Below are 19,681 nucleotides of genomic sequence, written 5' to 3'. Positions count from 1 at the left end.
ATTAACTCGGCGAGTTTAACACTCGGTTACCCACAACCAATTTGCGATTAAACTGTTTGGGATTCCATGAGTACTGAACGGAGGATGGTACTTGCGTGCTTTCACCTGAAAAGCTCTGTAGAGACAGACTATCCATCTCAAAGTCAACGCCCTTCATTTTTAATATTTCCCGCATAAGGGCATCGCTACCACCAGGGTTGGTAGGCATGGGTCTTCCTGTAAGGCTATTAACCCTTGCTTTGGTATACAAACCATAGCCAAGCTTCATTAGTTCACCTTGCTTTACTAATTGCCTTAATGCTCTACCTACTTGGTCATAGCTGGCAAACCCATCAAAGTCTTTGCGTTCAAAGACATAGCGTCTTGAACGCTTTATATTCTGATAAATACGATCTGCCGCAGTCATTTGAACCTCCTAACTTTAATTGAAAACAGTATAACTCAACTTATTTTGACAAGGAATAAATACGGCACTGTGTGTTGAAAGAAAACGGCATTAAAATAAGATCAAATAACAATAAGTAATTGTTATACATGAAAATAAACCAACACCTCATCCTTGGCACCATAAAGAAAAGGAAGCGTTGACCTACATCAAGAGTCTATCCCCTCTGAAATATTGAGCGCATCTTCAATTTCGACACCTAGATAACGAATGGTGTTGTCGAGCTTTACGTACGTGACCAAGTAGTAATTGAACTGCACGGATATTTTTGGTGCGGGCATAGATTAACGTCGCTTTCGTTCGACGCATTGAATGTGTGCCGTAAAGGTATGGGTCGTAACCGAGTTCAGTGGCCCAACGGCGAATGATGGTTGCGTAACGACTATAACTCATGGGCTTACCCTGCTTGCGAGGGCTAGGGAACAAGTAATCTGATGCGGATATTTGGCTCTTCATTATCCATTGAGCCAATGACTGCGCAGTACGAGATGTGATCTCAAACTGAACCTCTCTACCTGTTTTACTTTGACTATAACGGACACGTTCTTGAATAACACCGCTACAAGAAATATCTCTAACTTTCATTCTAAGTAGGTCACATGAACGTAACTTACAGTCAATGGCGAGATTGAGCAGGGCCAATTCCATGATGTTACCTTCAATTTCGAGTCTGGTGCGAATCCGCCAAATGTCCTCTAGCTTGAATGGTTTTTTCTGTCCTGTTAAATGACCTTTCTTCGTCCACATACCTTCACTCCAATGTGACTTTACGAATGGTCTAATTAATTTTAGCTTGAAAACGAACACATCGATTTTGCATACACATGCAATTGATAGTTTCACCAAACTATCGGAGATAGAAATAGCAGAGTGAATGGTCTAGCCGATAAAGGGGCAATTTTGAGTTAGTCATCGTGGCTAACTCAAAAATGTGTAAAAGTTGCCTGTGAAAAGGTCTGGCTTTCTCAGTGCTAAGTTGGGGTAGATTGACTCAATGCCAATTCAGCAAATCCTGAAAGTTGCTAAAACTCTTTCACCCTTTCACCAAATTTGGACCAAAGCCTTATGTGGCAAGGGTTGCAGCGTGGTGAAAGAGGGTGGTGAATGAGAGAAAACTCTTTCACCATTAGCGTCTCTTTCACCACTTGGTGAATAGGATTGGTGGTGAATGACCTTTTCACCATCTCTTTCACCCACCACTTATAATTCATTATTATCATATATTTAAGTTATTTTTGGTGAATGGTGAAAGAGATCTCCTAGACTTTGGAAAAGCCGGATGTTCAAAACAGCAAAAGAGAGACAAACTTCCTTCTAAACAGTCTACAAAGCCACCCTTATTCCACCTCACAAGAGCCTTGGGTAACCTGGCGAGTTCTATGAATTGCGCAGTGCGCAGAAAAGTGCGTACTGCTACCTTGAAAAAACCGCACTAGGGAAGAGGGTAAACATTCTATGTGTATGTCTTTTATCGGTAATCGACGGATAAGTAGGGTAGAGGAATGCGCAGTTTTAAAGTGCGCAGAACTGCGCATTTAGCATTCATTGAAACAAGGTTGCCCCTGTTCTTCATACCATCTTTTGAGTTAGCTTTTGTTATAAGGTTACCCGAGTGCCAACCTGATTAACGAGCACTCGACCGCCTGACCCGCCTTAACGACCACGACTGGAAACAGCTCAAGCGCATGATTGAGGAAAAAGGCATACGCATTGTCAGCATGGACGTATCAACCAGCTGGCAGGCGCTCGACAACAACGCCCCCATCATCAAAGCTGTGCTCGATGCCATCAACAATATGCTGATCGAGCTGATGGCCGCCATGGCCAGAAAGGACTACGAAACCCGAAGAGAACGCCAACACCAGGGCATAGAAACCGCCAAAGCCAACGGCAAGTAAAAAGGCAAGCAGCCCGATACCGAACGGCACAAGAAAGTGAAACTCTACAGAGATAAAGGCCTTAGCCTAAGAGAAATTGCAGAAGCGACCGGCTATAGCCGATCGCAGGTGTGTAGGATATTGGCTAGCTAAATTTTGGACATTAACGTGCCAGTGAATTTACTAAATTAGAAAACCATGAATAACTAGAGGTAATGCTAGATTAAATTGTCGAGAGCTAGCGCGACCTTTAAACTTGCGCTAGCTGGGAGGTTGTATTTTTAGTCGTATTAAGTAAGTTACGCTAAATCATCAGAAAAAGTATATTTACCGTCATTAATGCTGTAGTAAACAACTTCTACTCCAGCCTCTTTAAACATACCATCAGAAATCCTACCCATCTCTTCCCAGTCAATAGCGCCTGCGTCACTTGATTTCTCGTAAGTCCCTTCTGCTTTAGGCTCTATTGCAAAAACCCTCTTTATTCCTGATTGAATAATTGGGCCAGCACAACGAGCACAAATAGACTTACCAAAAACATAAAGATCAGCATTAGCAGCCCTAGAGCCGGCAGCGACAATCGCATTAACCTCTGCATGAACAATAATATTTAACTTTTCATGCTTTTTATTTAGCCTTTCATCATCTTTTACACCGAACGGAAATCCATTATAGCCTAGTGTAATATCCCCCCCTTTTTTAGAAACCAAAACAGCACCGACTTGGGATTTATCGAGAGACCAAGTTGAAACATGCTCAGCAAGTTCTATCATTCTCTTTCGCCATTTTATTTTCTTTTCTTGCTCTTCGTTTATTATAGGCGATTGGGAATCTTCTTTTTTAAAACAACTTGGACTAGAGGTAAAACCACAGTCGTTGCATATAAGATCCCCCGTATTTCCTAGAGCTGCATCACCACCTATTTGGAAAGCACTTGTTACTGCATCATGCCACTTTTCTTTGCCAACATTCATTGAATCACATTCAGGACATCGCTTCATAACTACCTCGTGGGGTATTTAAAATAGAATTTCATGTAATATGCCATAAGAAACAAATTGCTTACAAGAAAAGTGAATTTAAATTGAGAACTCATAAGTAAAACAGGTCATATTCATTAAAATATTCTAAAATCGGATGAATTTTAGGGCAACCGCACACCAACAGCATGTGAATTGGTAAAACACTAACAATTAAGGGGGGAATGCGTACCAGAGCAGATCGACCTAACACGAATTTTGGCACTTTTCAGCGTGCCATCGTGGCTAACTCAAAAGTGGACAAAAACAGCTTAGAGTTGGTGTACTAAACCGCTAAATTCGGATAACTAAAACTATGGTGGTGCTTGTGTCAATCAGTGACGGGCCTGCATCTACACTGTGCTCATCCGAGCAATTTACTTAATAAGGCAGCGACGGGCTTGTTCAACAACCAAATAAAGTGTCGGTTGCGCGACACTTTATTCTTATTTTTTAGCACTCTGATTCGTATTCTTTGTCGATATCTTTGGCAATTTCTATAAGTTCATCGAACTGTTTCTCGACAAAGCTCGCAAATATATAAGCGTCTTTTTCATTGAATGTTGATTCACCTTCAAAGTAGAGTTCAAGCTGTTGAAGAGGATACTCTAACTGCTCATAGTGGAAGTTAACGGAATCATAAACACCCCACTCAGAACGTGCTTCAAGAGCATTTTTAAAGCTTTCTAATACCTGAGACACCGTAGACAAATTAACTTTACCCAATGCAAATGATTGTCTCGTGTATGTAGCCTCGTAAATTTTTCCTAAGTGATAACTCAATGTTTGAGGGAATGAGTCTTCAAGTTTATTTTCTTTGTGCATTAATCTATGCTCCATTTCTTGATTTTTAAGTTCATCTACAACTTGCTCTAATAGTTCAGCAATATATTTCCCCTGAATTTCTAACAACGAGGGGATGCTAACGGTTGTAAACTTAGGTTCAGATGAGTTAGAGAATGACGTCACCATTTGGAAGCTGACAGGACTCAAAGAGAAGCAAGATATAAAACAAGATTTATACGCTCCATTTTCTTTTTGAGATGTAGGGTGCCCTGCCGCACTATTTCGTATAATTCGAATTTCGTCTAATTGCTTAGGACGCTTTATGTTTTTAAGACCTAATGCGTCGGCAATATGTTTTGCGGCATCTTGCTGCAATAACAAGGTTTGTAAAATCCCATAAACGACAAGATAACTTGCTCCATCACTCTGTGTTGAACATAAATTGGGGTATGCTTCTATTGCTAACTCAGTATCACCTACAAGATCAAGCGCTGAACACAGTTTGTTCCAGTTTGCTTTATTCCCCATGATTTGAAACTGCCGCCTAGACGCATTGATATAGTCTCTAATTTCTGATTCTAACTTCCTAACCATACTCGCTCCTGATGAACTAAAAAGAGTGCTGACGCTTGCCTAACCGGCTAAAATTAGCGACGAAGGAGCGCAAACCTGCTGTTTTGCGTCCTTTGGTTTAAGCACTTTTTAAATGACAGATTAATTAAAACCTTTAACCTGTACGTTTATACCTGTAAAGTCGATTTTTTGCGGTTAAAGGCCGCAATACGCCTATGCAAAAAGCTACATTTTTCACCTCCTTATTGTTGTTTCTAAAGCTTAAGATGTGCGAAATCACTCAGAAGTGATTCTGATTAATAGATGGGAGAATGGAGTTTGAAGAAGAAACGCGTTAAGACTGACGACTGTCTATTTCTATTATATCTTGTATTTAAGGTAGGGGTGTTAATTTTTTTTACTGAATGAGCTAAAAGACCCTTCATCATTAAATATATATTTCTATTTTACCATGGTGAACCATGTGCCTGCTTGAGTATTTTATCCGCACAAACTCCAGATCTTTCAAGTAAATAAACGAGAGCCTAGAAACCTGTGAGTCACATGGTTTACATGTGAGGTATATAAACTAAGGCTTATACAGTTTAATTTTTCAAATGACAATATTGGATAATATTACCTAATGCGAATAGGAGGGCAGCTTTTTGTATAGGGTGAAAACTCTAAGAAGGAATGGGGCAAAAGTGAGTTAGAGCAAATTGTAAAACCTGATGTATGTTCTGACTTCTCTATATACGACTAATCCTGGTCGTAGGTACTATCCAGTCTTTTATGTTCGTCTATCCATTTCCTTACATCTTCAGATCGATATCGAATAGCTCTACCAATTCTGATGAATGGAGGGGCATCTGTTCTGTTTTGTCGCTGACCCTCCATACGAGATTGCCGCAGAAACGAGCGGCTCATACCGATGAGCTTTGCGACTTCTTGTTCTGTCAGTAGCAAGGGCAAGCTATAGGCTTCAGTTACAGTCTCAGTTTCTTTTGTTGGAGGAGTTTGAGTTTTTTGCTTAGGCGTACCAGCCTCAATCGCGACGAGTTCAGAAAAGATAGCCCAGGGAATCGTTATCTTGGAGTTGTGGTTGGAAATCTCTATGGCCAGCTCAGACGTGTTTAGCACCTTGCCCTCATATTCAACGCCACCGCCAGGTCTGCAAAACGTATAGTGCCGTCCAATCATCCAGTCCATTTGATGACTCCTTAGAAAGTGGCAAAGTTTGGAAATGTGAACCTAGTGATAGTGTAGCTATGAGGCCTATTAGAGGAGAAAAGCAATGCTAACTAAAGACAGTAGCTACAGAGAAATCCTGACTTATTACTATGGTCCCTATATTGGAAAGCGTGTAGGGAGGGGGCTAGATAGGGCCGGAGGTGACTATAACGGTCATTTTCAGGGTGAAGCAGTGCATTACTATCAGTCGAACAAAGAAAGGTTTAGACCAATGCACAGTGATGTAGTTGCGGATCTTATCGCGGAATGGGCACGCACTACTTATCCTTAGCGTTTGATGGCAAGGATAGCCATTCCTTGTTTGACTAAGTGTTTGACTAAAAATCAGTAGGCACAAAAAAAGGTTAGTAGACACTACGCCTGCTAACCTTCTGGAATATGGTGGCCCCTCCCAGACTTGAACTGGGGACCAATCGATTATGAGTCGAGTGCTCTAACCACTGAGCTAAGGGGCCATGTAGGCGAATGATTATAGGGGAAGGGGAGCGAGGTGTCTAGACGCAACCATACCCTAATCAGTATGGATTTTAGCCACTTAAACCAAATCTTGGATATGAAAAAGGCGAGCTGTGCTCGCCTTCTCATTTTTACTGTTTTTAACCGCGTGGATTATTCATCCAAGAAGCTGCGCAGAACTTCTGAGCGGCTTGGGTGACGCAGTTTACGCAGTGCTTTCGCTTCAATCTGACGGATACGCTCACGCGTTACGTCAAACTGTTTGCCGACTTCTTCCAGCGTGTGATCGGTATTCATGTCGATACCGAAACGCATACGCAGAACTTTCGCTTCACGTGGCGTTAGGCCAGCAAGTACTTCGCTGGTTGCCATGCGTAGGTTGTTCATTGTCGCTGAATCCATTGGCAGCTCGAGGGTAGTATCCTCGATAAAGTCACCCAGATGCGAATCTTCATCATCACCGATTGGTGTTTCCATGGAGATTGGCTCTTTGGCGATCTTCAGCACTTTGCGGATCTTGTCTTCTGGCATTTGCATGCGCTCTGCCAGTTCTTCTGGCAGTGGCTCACGACCCATCTCCTGAAGCATCTGACGTGAGATACGGTTCAGTTTGTTGATGGTTTCAATCATGTGAACAGGGATACGAATAGTACGCGCCTGATCAGCAATTGAACGTGTGATTGCCTGACGGATCCACCATGTTGCGTACGTCGAGAACTTGTAACCACGACGGTATTCGAACTTATCTACCGCTTTCATTAGGCCGATGTTACCTTCTTGGATTAGATCCAAGAATTGCAGGCCACGGTTGGTGTATTTCTTAGCAATCGAAATAACCAGACGTAAGTTCGCTTCAACCATCTCTTTTTTCGCACGGCGTGCTTTCGCTTCACCGATTGACATGCGACGGCTGATGTCTTTGATACGCTCTACGTTCAGGCCGGTTTCATCTTCGATGATTTTCAGCTTTTGAACACTGCGACGCAGATCTTCTTCGTATTGCTTAAGGCGATCAACGAACGGTTTTTCTGACGCGAGTGCTGCATCCAGCCAGTTGTCAGAAGATTCGTTGCCGCTAAATAGCTGTACGAAGGTTTTCTTAGGCATTTTAGCTTGGTCAACACACAGGCGCATAACAAGGCGCTCTTGTGTACGTACGCGATCCATTGTGCCGCGCATTTCTTTAACCAGGCGATCGAACTGTTTCGGGATCAAGCGGAACTGCTTGAACACTTCAGACAGCTCTGCAACTGATTCTGCCGTGTCTTTGTGGAAACGTCCGTTTTTGTTGATAGCAACTTGCATTGTGTCATAAGCAATGCGCAGTTCATTGAACTTCTCGCGCGCTAGCTCTGGATCAATGCCAGTGTCTTCTTCTTCTTCGTCGTCATCGTCGTCATTTTTATCTTCATCTTCAAGCTGCTCTTTTGTCAGCTCTGAACCGATGTGTGTTGCTGTCGGTGCGATGTCGTCTTGGCTTGGGTCTACAAAGCCAGAAATGATGTCTGTGAGACGAAGCTCTTCAGCTTCAACTTTATCGAATTGGTCTAGCAGGTATGCAATCGAGCCAGGATATTCGGCAACCGAAACCTGTACTTGGTTGATACCATCTTCGATGCGTTTGGCGATGTCGATTTCGCCTTCGCGGGTAAGCAGTTCTACCGTACCCATTTCACGCATATACATGCGGACAGGGTCTGTCGTACGGCCGATTTCAGATTCAACGCTAGATAATGCTGCTGCTGCGGCTTCGACGGCATCTTCGTCAGCTACAGTTTCAGTCATCATTAGCTCATCGGCATCAGGAGCAGTTTCCACTACCTGAATACCCATGTCGTTGATCATCTGAATAATATCTTCAATCTGATCGGAATCGACAATGTCTTCTGGTAGGTGGTCGTTTACTTCTGCATAGGTTAGATAGCCTTGCTCCTTACCTTTTGCGACAAGCAACTTTAGCTGTGACTGCGGATTTTGATCCATAGACGATATCCAACTTCGGGTCTGAGTGAAGAATTTAGTATGCGGAAACGCAAACCGCCAATTCTAGCAAATTACAATGGTTCTGACTACTTACTAGTCGGGACGGCTTTGAAGTAACTGCCATAGTTCCCGTCTCTCTTCAGCTGATAAGCCGATGCTTCTGTCTCGAGCCTGTAATTTATCTATTTGTTGCGCGACACACTGAGCCAATATTCTGTCCAGTGAGTCTAAAAATACATCTAATGCATTGTCTTCATTAATGGGAAGTTCCCAACTGGCCAGTTTGGCCAACAACGCTTCTTGATCTGAGCCGCGCCAATGTTCGAGCAGCTGTCCTGTCGTAATATTGGGACGATGACGGCAAAGTTCAAGCATCGTCGTGAATAAATTTATGCCGGGTATCCCCAGCGCTTCCACGCCATCAAGTGGTGGCACAGATTCAACAAACCCAGGATTCTGTAATAACAGTGTAATGACTTCACGCATCGGCGTGCGTTTCATTTCTGGTAGTGGCTTGCGTGTTTGCGCTTGCCCTTGTTTGCTGAGCAGTTTTTCAAGCTGCTGTTCATCAGGAAGACCGAGCCTTTGCCCTAGTGTATTCCGTAAGTAGAGGCGCAATGTGCCTCCCGGAACTTTGTCGATCAGTGGTACGGCTAACGTGGTCAGTTTGGCTTTGCCTTCCTGACTGCTGCTGTCCACTTGTTCCATTAGGGTGGAGAACAAGAATTCTGATAGCGACATGGCTTTCGCCATGCGTTGTTCAAAACCTTCTTTGCCTTCCTGTCTAACCATGGAATCCGGGTCTTCGCCGTCGGGCAAAAACATGAACTTCAACTGACGACCATCAACTAAGTGCGGTAATGCTTGCTCCATGGCGCGCCATGCAGCATCGCGTCCGGCGCGGTCACCATCATAACAACAAACCACGTTCGATGTTTGTCGATACAGGGTTTGCATGTGTTCTGCGGTGGTGGCTGTACCGAGTGAGGCAACAGCATAGTCGACATCAAATTGTGCCAACGCCACCACGTCCATATACCCTTCGACCACCAGAAGTTGTTTCGGTTCGCGATGCGCTTGTAGCACTTCGTAAAGACCGTATAACTCTCGCCCTTTATGGAAAATGGGCGTTTCTGGGGAGTTGAGGTATTTGGGCGTACCGTCGCCTAATACTCGACCACCAAAGCCGATCACTCGGCCACGTCGATCACGAATGGGGAACATGACTCGACCGCGAAAGCGGTCATAGCGGCGTCCATTATCGTTTTCGATCAACATGCCCGTTGATACCAGCGCTTGCTGACTCGCATTGTCTTTGCCAAAGCGTGTGCGAACTTGATCCCACTCGTCGGCGACATAGCCAATGCCAAATTTTTGTACGATTTCCCCCGATAGGCCGCGGCCTTTAAGGTAATCGATAGCTGTTTGTCCCGCTTCGCTACGCAGCCCACCCTGATAAAATTGGGCGATTTGCCCCATCATCTGGTACAGGTCGCGTTTTTGATCGCTACGCGCATAAGGGCCTTTTGGGGCGCCACCATCACTCTGTTCACGGGGGACATCTAAACCAAGCTGTGAGGCCAGTTCTTCAATCGCTTCAACAAATTCAAGACGGTCAAATTCCATCACAAAATCAATGGCATTGCCGTGTACGCCACAACCGAAGCAGTGGTAGAACTGTTTTTCCTGACTCACCGTGAATGAGGGGGTTTTTTCGTTATGGAAAGGGCAGCAGGCACCGTAGTTTTTACCCTGCTTTTTTAATTTTACCCGCGCGTCTATGAGCTCGACAATGTCTAGTCGGGCAAGTAGATCGTCAATAAATGAGCGTGGGATTTTTCCTGCCATAAACCTATGTGCGTTTTTTGAATACGGGAACGTGAGTGAATTCAGTATGTTCTAGTCAGAAAACAGGAACAGTATTTACTAACGAGAAGATACGAACAAGCCGCGCACTCCAAAATTGGATAGCACGGCTTGTTTGCAGGTTAGGTAAAAACCTTATGCCAGATTGGATTTAACCAATTGGCTGATTTTACCCATGTCAGCGCGGCCCTGAACTTGAGGTTTCAGGATGGCCATGATCTTGCCCATGTCTTGCATGGAGCTCGCACCAGAGGCTGCAATGGCATCTTTTACCATTGCATCCACTTCGTCGTCGCTGAGTGGTTGTGGCATGAATTCTTCTAAGACGGAGATTTCAGCCAATTCCACATCAGCAAGGTCATCACGACCTGCTGACTGATATTGCGATACGGAGTCACGACGTTGCTTAACCATCTTGACGATGACTGCCAACACTTCGTCGTCAGTCAGTGTTTTCTGACCGTCGATTTCTTGTTGTCTAATTGCAGATATCATCAAACGAATAGTGCCAAGGCGAAGTTTATCTTTCGCCTTCATCGCTACTATTTGCTCACTCTTAATGCGAGTAATCAATTCCATATCACAATCCTGTATTAATCGTAATTAGTACAGGCGAACGCGGCGAGCGTTCTCGCGAGCCAGCTTCTTCAGGTGACGCTTAACAGCGGCAGCCTTAGCGCGTTTGCGAACGGTAGTTGGCTTTTCGAAGTGCTCACGACGGCGAACTTCAGAAAGAATACCTGCTTTTTCACAAGAGCGCTTGAAGCGACGCAGTGCTACGTCGAATGGTTCGTTTTCACGTACTTTAACTACTGGCATGTGCCTTTCACCTCAGGGGTTGTTCGTTAATCGCTGGAGACAAAAAATGACCAGCTTTGTTTAAAAATGGTGCGGAATTCTAATCCGATCTGCGGGTGCTTGTAAAGCATAACTGGTGAATTTGATCGCGCCCATGTAATATTGCGGCCTGTTTTTGAGAAGACAGATTGAATATAAACGAAGTGAGCTGAGGTGTTATGCGAATTCTAGGCATCGAGACATCGTGCGATGAGACTGGCGTTGCGATTTATGATGATGAAAAAGGGCTTCTGGCACATCAGTTATATAGCCAAGTAGAAGTGCACGCTGACTACGGCGGCGTGGTGCCTGAGCTTGCTTCTCGTGATCATGTGAAGAAGACGATTCCACTGATCAAAGCGACGCTAGAAGAGGCGGGGTTAACGCCTCAAGATCTGGATGGCGTGGCATACACGGCGGGCCCTGGCTTGGTGGGCGCGTTGCTGGTTGGTGCTACCATTGGTCGTAGTCTTGCGTATGCGTGGGATTTGCCGGCTGTGGCAGTTCACCATATGGAAGGGCACTTACTGGCGCCAATGCTGGAAGATAACCCTCCTCCGTTTCCGTTTGTCGCACTGTTGGTTTCTGGCGGGCATACCTTATTGGTGGAAGTAAAAGCCATTGGTGAGTACAAAATCCTTGGCGAATCGATTGATGATGCTGCGGGTGAAGCGTTTGATAAAACCGCTAAGCTAATGGGCCTTGATTACCCAGGCGGACCGTTGCTTTCTAAGCTGGCAGAAAAGGGCGACAGTAGCCGTTTTACCTTCCCGCGTCCGATGACAAACGTACCGGGTTTGGACATGAGCTTCTCTGGCTTGAAAACGTTCGCGGCCAATACGATTTCTGCGAATGATAATGACGATCAGACTCGCGCGGATATCGCACGTGCATTTGAAGATGCAGTGGTCGATACCTTGGTGATCAAGTGCAAGCGTGCGTTGAAACTGAGCGGTATGAAGCGCATTGTGATTGCGGGCGGTGTGAGTGCTAACCGTCATCTGCGTGTGAAGTTGGAAGCGTTGGCAGATTCTATCGGCGGTGAGGTGTATTACCCACGAACTGAGTTTTGCACTGACAACGGTGCCATGATTGCTTATGCGGGTATGCAGCGTCTGAAAAACGGCGAGCACAACGATTTGGGCGTGAAAGCCTTCCCGCGTTGGCCGATTGATCAGCTTAAGTCGGTTGAGGTTTAAGAGCGGGTTCTAGGAAGAGCAAAACCAAAAAAAGCGGCGACTGTTTAACAGCGCCGCTTTTTTATACCTAACGTTCGGGATATTGTCTTCTCGAACCTAGAACCTAGAACTTAAGATCTGCTCTACCCCTCTTGTTCTTCTTGTTGCTCTTCTTCTTTCGATTTTTTCTTCTTATTCCACACTTTTTGCTCTGTGCCGTTCAATAGTCGCTTAATGTTTTCCTGATGACGGAAAATAATGAGACACGACAGCATGGCGACAGGCATGGTGAATTGCGGTTTGACCATCCAAGTGAACAACGGCGCGAACAAAGATGCGATGAGTGCGCCAACGGATGAGTATCCGGTCAGTAATAATGTGGCCAACCATGTGCCAAGCATCATCCCTGTGAGGTCTAAACCAATAGGTGCGATTGCACCTAAGGCGGTTGCAACGCCTTTGCCACCGCGAAAGTGGAAGAAGATGGGGTAGATATGCCCAAGACAGGCGGCGATACCAATCAAGCCAAGCATGAAAGGGTTGATGCCGATAAGGTAACTGATCCAGACGGGAATGGTGCCTTTGAGCATGTCGCACAGCAGGACCAAGGCGGCAGCGAAACGCCCACCTAAGCGGAATACATTGGTGGCGCCGGGGTTGCCTGAACCTTGCTCTCGTGGGTCTGGCAGACCGTAAAGCCGACAGATCAACACTGCACTGGATATCGACCCCAGTAGGTAGGCAGCAACAATCATTAGCATTCCGAGTGCGGTCATTTTTTCATCCACGTTGAACATTCGCTAGGGCGGCGAGAACTTGCTATAGTTCGCGCAACAGACACAAAGTATCCAATTATTTAGAGATTTTGTGTATGTGCAGCACCGCGAGTTAGGCGCTGGTTGACCGATGTTACGTGCTTTTGCGCATAATAGGTATCCGACCTCTGAATTTTTTGAGTGAACATGGATTTAGTATTTATTGAGCAGCTGGAAGTCATTACCACCATTGGTGTGTACGACTGGGAACAGCAAATCAAACAAAAACTGGTGTTTGATATTGAAATGGCGCATGACAACAAACCTGCTGCTAGCAGTGATGATGTTGCTTTTGCCCTAGATTACTCTTCTGTTAGCGGCGCGATTCTTGATTTGGTCGAAAACGGTCGTTTTCTGCTGGTTGAGCGTGTGGCTGAAGAAATTGCGACTCTTATTCAAACGCAATTCTCCGTGCCTTGGGTGCGGGTGAAAGTGAGCAAGCCTGGCGCGGTGCCACAAGCGCGTACCGTCGGCGTTGTGATTGAGCGAGGCGTGCGGTGATTCAGGTTCTGGTAAGTGTTGGGTCGAACATTGAACGTGAGCACCATATTGCGGAAGGCATGGCGGCGCTCAAGACTCTTGACCCAAACTGTCGCAGCTCTCGCATTTTCGAAGCCGTTCCTGTTGGCTTCGAAGGCCCGAACTTTTACAACCTTGTGGTTGAACTTCATACCGATTTAAGCCTCGAAGACATCATGGCTGCGCTGCGTGAAATCGAATCTCGCTGGGGACGTGAACGCGATGCAATTAAGTTCCGTGACCGTACGCTTGATATTGATTTGCTGACTTACGGCGAGCTATCTCAGCCTTCTGGACCTGTGTTGCCAAGGAAGGATGTTTACAAATTTGCGTTTACCCTTTGGCCATTGGCAGAGCTTTGCCCGGATCAGGTCATTCCCGGTGACACGCAAACTTACCAACAAGCCTGGGACGCGTTCAGTGATGAACAACCTCTTTGGCCGGTAACCGATTTTTCGTTGTAATTCATTTCTTTTGATAACCAATAATAAGTGACTAACCACTATGAGCATGTTTGAAGCCTTTGCGCTGGCTTTAATTCAGGGCCTGACAGAATTTCTTCCCGTGTCGAGCTCTGCGCACCTTATTCTCCCTTCTGAAATTCTTGGCTGGCAGGATCAAGGCTTAGCCTTTGATGTTGCGGTTCACGTTGGTACGTTACTGGCTGTTGTGGGGTATTTCCGCAAGGAAGTGACGCAATTGCTCGGTGCATTTTTCCGCTCAATTTTCAAAGGTGAGCGTTCATCTGATGCAACGCTTGCGTGGATGATTGCGCTGGCGACGATCCCTGCCTGTATCTTCGGTTTGTTAATGAAAGACATCATCGAAATTTATCTGCGTTCGGCGTGGGTGATTGCGGTGACGTGTATCGTTTTCGGCTTGCTACTGTGGTGGGTGGACAACAACGCCAAGTGCGAAATTGATGAGTACAAAACCACGCCTAAATCTGCATTGTTGATTGGCCTATCGCAAGCGCTAGCAATGATCCCGGGTACGTCTCGTTCTGGTGCAACCATGACCATGGCGCTTTACTTGGGTTATACCCGTGAAGCGGCGGCGCGTTTCTCGTTTCTGATGTCTATCCCGATCATTGTGTTGGCGGGTAGCTACCTTGGTTTAGGGCTAGTGAAAAGTGATGTGCCGGTTATGTGGGCACCTATCATGGTGGGTGTGGCGGTGTCGTTTGTCAGCGCTTACATTTGTATTCATTGGTTCTTGAAACTGGTGACCACCATGGGCATGAAGCCGTTTGTGATTTACCGCATTGCGCTGGGGCTAGGTTTGATGGCGTTTCTTGCGACGCGCTAAGGGTTAAGATCAGGACCTAGGACCTAGGTCCTAGATCCTAGATCCTAGAAAAGAAAAAAGCGGCTCTGTTATCAGAAGCCGCTTTTTTAGTCTCTTATTTCGGGGCAATGTTTTCTTTAGGACCCTAGGACCTTGATTATTACTCCGGCTTCTCCGGCCTTGCCTCGGCAAGAAACCCTTTCACCGCTTCAATACGTTGGCGCGTCAATTCCTCGCGAATTAACGGCCCTTGAAATCCTGCCGCTACGATGTGTTTCACTTCCACGCTTAATGCCGCCTCAAACGTGCCTAGCAACAAGGTAGCTTGCGGATAGGGGCGATCTTCAAACCCCGTTCGTCCTTGATGATCGGCTTGGCTGCCGATGGCAAGTTGCGGCACTTTTTCGGGCTTTCGCCAGCAATCGTTTCGGTCAAATATCTTAATGAAGGTCGCGGCTTTTAGCTCGCCCGCGTTATGCACGTTGGTGTGTTCAGCGCAGACCAATAAACCCGCATCACGATAGGTATTCGGTACGCGTATACGCTCACACAGCGCTTTGACGGGTTTTAATCCAAGCTTGGTGTGGAGTTTGTGGCTTGGCCATTCTTCTTTGGGTGTGAGCGCTTTCCCTAGGTCGTGCACCTGCGCCGCAAAACGGATCACGGGGTCTGCGGTCAGCTGTGCTGCTTGCTCAGCGACCATTAAGGTATGAATGCCCGTATCAATTTCTGGGTGCCACTGTTCAGGTTGGGGGATGCCAAACAACGCATCGATTTCTGGCAGCACCACGGCAAGCGCACCGCAGTCGCGAAGTACACGCAAAAATACTTCAGGATGAGCGGTGAACAAGGATTTCTCCCATTCTTTCCATACGCGTTCTGGCGTCAGGGCGCTCAGCTCACCGCTTTTAACCATGGTGTTCATGAGTGCCATCGTCTCGTCCGCTACCGCAAAACCGAGATGATGGAATCGCGCCGCAAAACGCGCCACTCGCAACACTCGAAGCGGGTCTTCGACAAAAGCGGGGGAGACATGACGCAAGACGCGATCCGCGAGATCACCTTGTCCGTCATAAGGGTCAATTAGCGTGCCGTCTTTCGCTTGCGCAATGGCATTGATGGTGAGGTCGCGACGCGCCAAATCTTCTTCCAGTGTGACATTCGGGGCGAAATCGCACACAAAGCCTGTGTAACCCGAACCGGATTTACGTTCGGTACGGGCGAGGGCATGTTCTTCATGAGATTTAGGGTGCAAGAAGACAGGAAAGTCTGCGCCCACTTGCTGATAGCCTGCATCCAGCATGGTGTTGATGTCAGCCCCAACAACCACCCAGTCTTTGTCTGCGACATTAAGCCCTAACAGCTTGTCTCTTACGGCACCGCCAACGAGGTAGGTTTTCACATGAATATCCGAAATTTAAGCAATAATGTCATTATGATATACCCAAACAACCTCAAGATGCAGGTCTCTGCGGGCGTGGTATGTCGTATTAGTGTGTAAAAGCTGCGAACCCGCCCTCGATTCACCTGTCACACCGAGTGATAGCCTTTACATGGTTGGGGCAGCACGATACCGTGACGTGCCAATCAAACGCGATTGAGGACACAGAGAACTTTCATGTATCAAGATTTTTTCCGGCTTACCGAATCACCGTTTGCGATCGTGCCAAACCCTAAATTCTACTTCTTGAGTGAACGCCATAAAGAAGCGTTGAGTCATGTCCTTTCTGGTATCGAAGACGGGGGTGGGTTGGCGTTATTGACCGGAGAAGTAGGCACCGGAAAAACCACCACCATGAAAGCGATGCTCGAGCGCTTGCCTGAGAAAACGCAAGTGGCGACCATTCTCAACCCCAGCGTGTCGGTGCTTGAACTGCTGCAATCACTGTGTGATGAACTCGGGCTGGAATACCGCGAAGACGACAGTTTTAAGCGCTTGTATGATGCCATTGCCGACAAGTTGTTTAACAATGAGTCCAAAGGTATTCAAACCATTTTGCTGGTGGATGAAGCGCAGCATCTGATGCCGGATGTACTTGAACAGCTTCGTCTACTCACTAACATCGAAACCTCTTACCGCAAACTGCTCAAAGTGATTTTGATCGGGCAGCCTGAACTGCAACAAATGCTGCGTCAGCCTAACCTGCGTCAGCTCGCGCAACGTATTACCGCGCGTTATCACCTTATGCCGCTAACGCCAGATGAAGTGCATCAATACATTACTCACCGTATCAGTTGTGCTGGTGGGCTCGAGCCTTTGTTTGAAGTATCGGCCGTGAAGCTGATCGCCAAAGAAACTGGCGGTGTGCCGCGTTTGATTAATGTGGTCTGTGATCAGTCTTTGAAGCTGGCTTTTAGAGAATCCAAACAACGTGTAAACAAAGACATTGCGTCACAAGCCTGCCGTGATGTTCTCGATTGGCAAGACGCCAGTAAGCCAGCCTTTGGCCACAATACGCAACGTTCAGTGAGTCGCTACTGGCCGTATTACGCAGGGGCAATTGGTGGAGCGGCGCTACTCGCTATCGCTATTCGTATTGGCCTGAGTGGCGGCGCGGGTGATGTGTCACCGCCTGTGGCGGCGAGTACGGCTACAAGCCTTCCGCCTGCTGCTGTCATTGTGGCAGAGCCTGTGGTTGAGGCTGTTACGGTGATCGAATCACAACCTGCGCCCGCAACGGTAACGAACCGTGTGGTTGAACCGCCAGCGAACACTGGCTCAACACAGCCTGAAACCATGACATTCTCGGCGCTGGTGGACGAAAGCCTGAGTGCTGGTTCTGCCATGCAAGCGCTTTACAAGCTGTGGGGCTTTGATGCTGATGTATTGGCGGCGAGTTGTTCAAAACAAGTGCGTGGTGAACTTGCTTGTTACAAGAGTAAATTACCGTTTGATCAACTGCTGACGATCGACCGTCCTGCGGTTCTTGCCATGAATGGGCCTGAGGGGAGTACATGGTTTGCCGTGCTCTTTAGCAAGGGCAACAAGCAATATGAGTTACTTGCAGGTGACCGCCGAGTTTTGGTCAGTGAGGCGTTTCTTAAACAAATGTGGAACGGTGAGGCACTTATTTTATGGCGTCCACCTCTGGGGAACCCCTCTGCGATTACCTCAAGCCAACGTGGCGAACGCGTTCGCTGGCTTGAGCAGCGCTTGAATTTGGTGCTCGGCAGCACGGATCCTATTTCGAATCAATTTGGTTTGGCGCAGCGAAGCAAAGTGCGTGAGTTTCAGCGTAGCAATGACTTGGATGCCGACGGCATTCCAGGGCCACTGACCTTTATGGTGTTGGATAGGGTACTTGAGATGCCGGGGCCAATTTTGGTGAACAGCGTGAATGCAACGCCGTCTGAACAAGCTCTGATTGCGGATGGTGACATTGTGGTATTGCCAGAGTCTGATGTGTTCGATGTGGCGCTACAGTCCCTCCCTGAGCCTGTTTTTGCTGAGCCAGAGTATGTTGAACCAAGAGCAGTGCCAGCGAGTGCGCCAACCACAAAACCGGAACGCAGACAAACTGAAAAATCTAACCTGTCTAAAGCCGACAAAGATCAGCTCACGCTGGATGATCTTGATTTATCGGTGCTCTCGCCAGAATTGGCGTTGAAAGTAGAAACGGCCTTGAGCAGCGATAAATCCCGTACATTGGAAGCGAAGTTACAGCGGATTCAGAATGATATTGATGTGGTGGCTATCGCCGATCTTTCTGCTGACATGCTAAATCGCCTTCCCAAAATGGACTTTCAAACTCATATCTACGCATCGAATGCTAAATCACGTTGGATCAAAGTGAATAACAAAGAAACGCGTGAAGGTGAACTGGTCGCTGATGGCGTGCTGCTTCGTGGTATAGAGCCACAGCAGGTTGTTGTGCAGTTTGAGAATGCCTTGATTGCGATTCCTGCGTTGACGACGTGGTAAATGGAAAACGTGCCTGAGAGCCAAGGAAGAGCTCGCCTTAGGATAAACAGGTTCTAGGATAGGACGGGACACCGAAAACCCAAAAAAGCCGCATTATTAAATGCGGCTTTTTGTCGTCATGCCTATCGCTTAGGAGATTACGCCCAACCGTTATTACGCTTTTTACGACGTGGAATAAGGTGTGGTAACACCAAACCGAACAGCAGACCACCGCCAGCGACAATGCCACCATAAGTGAAGTAGCGCATCAGCAAGTCGTCTTTTTGCGTATCGATACGCGCACGCAGTTCACGAATTTCTGTTTGTGCGTCGATCAAGTTCTGATTCAGTTCGCTGGTGTGTTGCTCGAGCTCTTTCACTTGAGCGTTACGCTGATCCAGTGATGTGATCAAACCTTTGGTTTTGGCTTCCGTATCGCCTTGTGCGCTTTCCAATGCTGCTTTTACTTGGGAAAGTTCTTTTTCCAGCGCAGGTAAACGTGTTTTTAAACCCGCTTGGTTGGTGACGTACTTGGTTTCTACCCAGCCTTTACGGCCACGGTCATCAATCACTTGGCTGTAACCCGCATTCCGGTTACGGTCCACAACTGTAATCTTTGTACCTGCATCTACGCTACCCACGATGCGATATTGTGAGCCCGGGCCAGAATGCATGTAAGTAAAAAGCTCGTCAGAGATGAAGTTGTCCTGAGCGTTTGCCGCAGGGACCACTAGCATCATCAGCATAGCCAGGGCAGAGAAAAGTTGCTTCACGGAGTATTCCTTTGGTTGTTCGTGAGTGTCGTTTGTTTTGTACCTGCCGGATTAATGCTTTGCTCACCCTTGCTGACGCAATCATCGAGCAGAGATTTAATCCGATTGGTATCAGATACTAAAAAATTTTCGGGTC

The 19,681-nt window shown here is 46.8% G+C and carries 16 protein-coding genes, 1 tRNA gene and 3 pseudogenes; 7 read left to right on the top strand and 13 right to left on the bottom strand.

The genetic code is table 11. The annotated features are described in order from the left end of the window. Position 1: 1 nt before the first annotated feature. Positions 2-406: a DUF6088 family protein gene (locus tag A1OO_RS00740; RefSeq protein WP_017005152.1), complete on the bottom strand. Its 405-nt coding sequence runs from the start codon at positions 404-406 to the stop codon at positions 2-4. 188 nt (positions 407-594) lie between these two features. Then, positions 595-1,192: pseudogene (locus tag A1OO_RS00735) on the bottom strand (tyrosine-type recombinase/integrase). A gap of 896 nt (positions 1,193-2,088) precedes the next feature. Between A1OO_RS00735 and A1OO_RS23935 the strand changes: the two are divergent. Together A1OO_RS23935 and A1OO_RS23930 are read left to right on the top strand one after the other, a co-directional pair. Next, complete coding sequence (locus tag A1OO_RS23935; protein ID WP_277814527.1) at positions 2,089-2,343, top strand: recombinase family protein; 255 nt, start codon at positions 2,089-2,091, stop codon at positions 2,341-2,343. A gap of 33 nt (positions 2,344-2,376) precedes the next feature. After that, positions 2,377-2,475: pseudogene (locus A1OO_RS23930) on the top strand (helix-turn-helix domain-containing protein); the annotation flags it as partial. Between the two features lie 146 nt (positions 2,476-2,621). Here A1OO_RS23930 and A1OO_RS00725 read toward each other — a convergent pair. The 8 genes and pseudogenes from A1OO_RS00725 to rpsU all read right to left on the bottom strand — a co-directional run bounded on the left by A1OO_RS00725 (position 2,622) and on the right by rpsU (position 11,054). Next, entirely contained in the window at positions 2,622-3,296 is a 675-nt protein-coding gene (locus A1OO_RS00725; RefSeq protein WP_017005150.1) for a deoxycytidylate deaminase, read from the bottom strand. A 498-nt stretch (positions 3,297-3,794) separates the two neighbouring features. After that, on the bottom strand, positions 3,795-4,721 hold the full coding sequence (locus tag A1OO_RS00720) for a hypothetical protein (RefSeq protein WP_017005148.1): 927 nt from the start codon (positions 4,719-4,721) through the stop codon (positions 3,795-3,797). Positions 4,722-5,438: 717 nt separating this feature from the next. After that, entirely contained in the window at positions 5,439-5,888 is a 450-nt protein-coding gene (locus tag A1OO_RS23910) for a helix-turn-helix domain-containing protein (protein WP_017005147.1), read from the bottom strand. 421 nt (positions 5,889-6,309) lie between these two features. Further along, positions 6,310-6,385 (bottom strand) — tRNA-Ile (locus tag A1OO_RS00705). Between the two features lie 154 nt (positions 6,386-6,539). Beyond that, positions 6,540-8,381: pseudogene (gene rpoD / locus A1OO_RS00700) on the bottom strand (RNA polymerase sigma factor RpoD); the annotation flags it as partial. Positions 8,382-8,462: 81 nt separating this feature from the next. Beyond that, entirely contained in the window at positions 8,463-10,217 is a 1,755-nt protein-coding gene (dnaG, locus tag A1OO_RS00695) for a DNA primase (protein ID WP_016958975.1), read from the bottom strand. Positions 10,218-10,370: 153 nt separating this feature from the next. Then, complete coding sequence (locus A1OO_RS00690; protein ID WP_017005145.1) at positions 10,371-10,814, bottom strand: GatB/YqeY domain-containing protein; 444 nt, start codon at positions 10,812-10,814, stop codon at positions 10,371-10,373. Positions 10,815-10,838: 24 nt separating this feature from the next. After that, positions 10,839-11,054 carry a 30S ribosomal protein S21 gene (gene rpsU, locus A1OO_RS00685; protein WP_002537656.1) on the bottom strand — a complete coding sequence of 72 codons (216 nt, stop codon included), beginning with the start codon at positions 11,052-11,054 and terminating at the stop codon, positions 10,839-10,841. Positions 11,055-11,251: 197 nt separating this feature from the next. Between rpsU and tsaD the strand changes: the two genes are divergently transcribed. After that, entirely contained in the window at positions 11,252-12,271 is a 1,020-nt protein-coding gene (tsaD, locus tag A1OO_RS00680) for a tRNA (adenosine(37)-N6)-threonylcarbamoyltransferase complex transferase subunit TsaD (RefSeq protein ID WP_017005144.1), read from the top strand. A 122-nt stretch (positions 12,272-12,393) separates the two neighbouring features. Here tsaD and plsY read toward each other — a convergent pair whose 3' ends face one another. Continuing rightward, a complete protein-coding gene (plsY, locus tag A1OO_RS00675) occupies positions 12,394-13,026 on the bottom strand; it encodes a glycerol-3-phosphate 1-O-acyltransferase PlsY (RefSeq protein WP_026024095.1) in 633 nt (210 codons plus the stop codon). Between the two features lie 186 nt (positions 13,027-13,212). Between plsY and folB the strand changes: the two genes are divergently transcribed. From folB to A1OO_RS00660, 3 genes are read left to right on the top strand one after another with little or no spacing between them, the layout of a single operon-like run. Beyond that, entirely contained in the window at positions 13,213-13,566 is a 354-nt protein-coding gene (folB, locus tag A1OO_RS00670; RefSeq protein WP_017005143.1) for a dihydroneopterin aldolase, read from the top strand. Beyond that, on the top strand, positions 13,563-14,048 hold the full coding sequence (gene folK, locus A1OO_RS00665) for a 2-amino-4-hydroxy-6-hydroxymethyldihydropteridine diphosphokinase (RefSeq protein WP_017005142.1): 486 nt from the start codon (positions 13,563-13,565) through the stop codon (positions 14,046-14,048). The genes folB and folK overlap by 4 nt, the downstream gene beginning before the upstream one ends. 40 nt (positions 14,049-14,088) lie before the next feature. Then, complete coding sequence (locus A1OO_RS00660; protein WP_017005141.1) at positions 14,089-14,892, top strand: undecaprenyl-diphosphate phosphatase; 804 nt, start codon at positions 14,089-14,091, stop codon at positions 14,890-14,892. 139 nt (positions 14,893-15,031) lie between these two features. Here A1OO_RS00660 and A1OO_RS00655 read toward each other — a convergent pair whose 3' ends face one another. Continuing rightward, a complete protein-coding gene (locus A1OO_RS00655; RefSeq protein ID WP_017005140.1) occupies positions 15,032-16,273 on the bottom strand; it encodes a multifunctional CCA addition/repair protein in 1,242 nt (413 codons plus the stop codon). Positions 16,274-16,489: 216 nt separating this feature from the next. On the opposite strand from A1OO_RS00655, the gene A1OO_RS00650 reads away from it, so the two are divergent. Further along, on the top strand, positions 16,490-18,793 hold the full coding sequence (locus A1OO_RS00650) for an AAA family ATPase (protein WP_017005139.1): 2,304 nt from the start codon (positions 16,490-16,492) through the stop codon (positions 18,791-18,793). 137 nt (positions 18,794-18,930) lie between these two features. Here A1OO_RS00650 and A1OO_RS00645 read toward each other — a convergent pair whose 3' ends face one another. Continuing rightward, on the bottom strand, positions 18,931-19,545 hold the full coding sequence (locus tag A1OO_RS00645; protein WP_016958966.1) for a TIGR04211 family SH3 domain-containing protein: 615 nt from the start codon (positions 19,543-19,545) through the stop codon (positions 18,931-18,933). Between the last annotated feature and the right edge of the window lie 136 nt (positions 19,546-19,681).

Source organism: Enterovibrio norvegicus FF-33 (assembly GCF_000286835.2).
GTDB lineage: Bacteria > Pseudomonadota > Gammaproteobacteria > Enterobacterales > Vibrionaceae > Enterovibrio > Enterovibrio norvegicus_A.
The sequence above is the reverse complement of the archived record's forward strand: the minus strand, read 5'-3'. Positions and strand labels throughout refer to the sequence as shown.

What these genes read in the sequence shown, in the direction of transcription:
- A1OO_RS00740 (WP_017005152.1), bottom strand. Translation starts at nt 406, where the DNA reads ATGACTGCGGCAGATCGTATTTATCAGAATATAAAGCGTTCAAGACGC.
- A1OO_RS00725 (WP_017005150.1), bottom strand. Translation starts at nt 3,296, where the DNA reads ATGAATGTTGGCAAAGAAAAGTGGCATGATGCAGTAACAAGTGCTTTC.
- A1OO_RS00720 (WP_017005148.1), bottom strand. Translation starts at nt 4,721, where the DNA reads ATGGTTAGGAAGTTAGAATCAGAAATTAGAGACTATATCAATGCGTCT.
- A1OO_RS23910 (WP_017005147.1), bottom strand. Translation starts at nt 5,888, where the DNA reads ATGGACTGGATGATTGGACGGCACTATACGTTTTGCAGACCTGGCGGT.
- dnaG (WP_016958975.1), bottom strand. Translation starts at nt 10,217, where the DNA reads ATGGCAGGAAAAATCCCACGCTCATTTATTGACGATCTACTTGCCCGA.
- A1OO_RS00690 (WP_017005145.1), bottom strand. Translation starts at nt 10,814, where the DNA reads ATGGAATTGATTACTCGCATTAAGAGTGAGCAAATAGTAGCGATGAAG.
- rpsU (WP_002537656.1), bottom strand. Translation starts at nt 11,054, where the DNA reads ATGCCAGTAGTTAAAGTACGTGAAAACGAACCATTCGACGTAGCACTG.
- tsaD (WP_017005144.1), top strand. Translation starts at nt 11,252, where the DNA reads ATGCGAATTCTAGGCATCGAGACATCGTGCGATGAGACTGGCGTTGCG.
- plsY (WP_026024095.1), bottom strand. Translation starts at nt 13,026, where the DNA reads ATGACCGCACTCGGAATGCTAATGATTGTTGCTGCCTACCTACTGGGG.
- folB (WP_017005143.1), top strand. Translation starts at nt 13,213, where the DNA reads ATGGATTTAGTATTTATTGAGCAGCTGGAAGTCATTACCACCATTGGT.
- A1OO_RS00660 (WP_017005141.1), top strand. Translation starts at nt 14,089, where the DNA reads ATGAGCATGTTTGAAGCCTTTGCGCTGGCTTTAATTCAGGGCCTGACA.
- A1OO_RS00650 (WP_017005139.1), top strand. Translation starts at nt 16,490, where the DNA reads ATGTATCAAGATTTTTTCCGGCTTACCGAATCACCGTTTGCGATCGTG.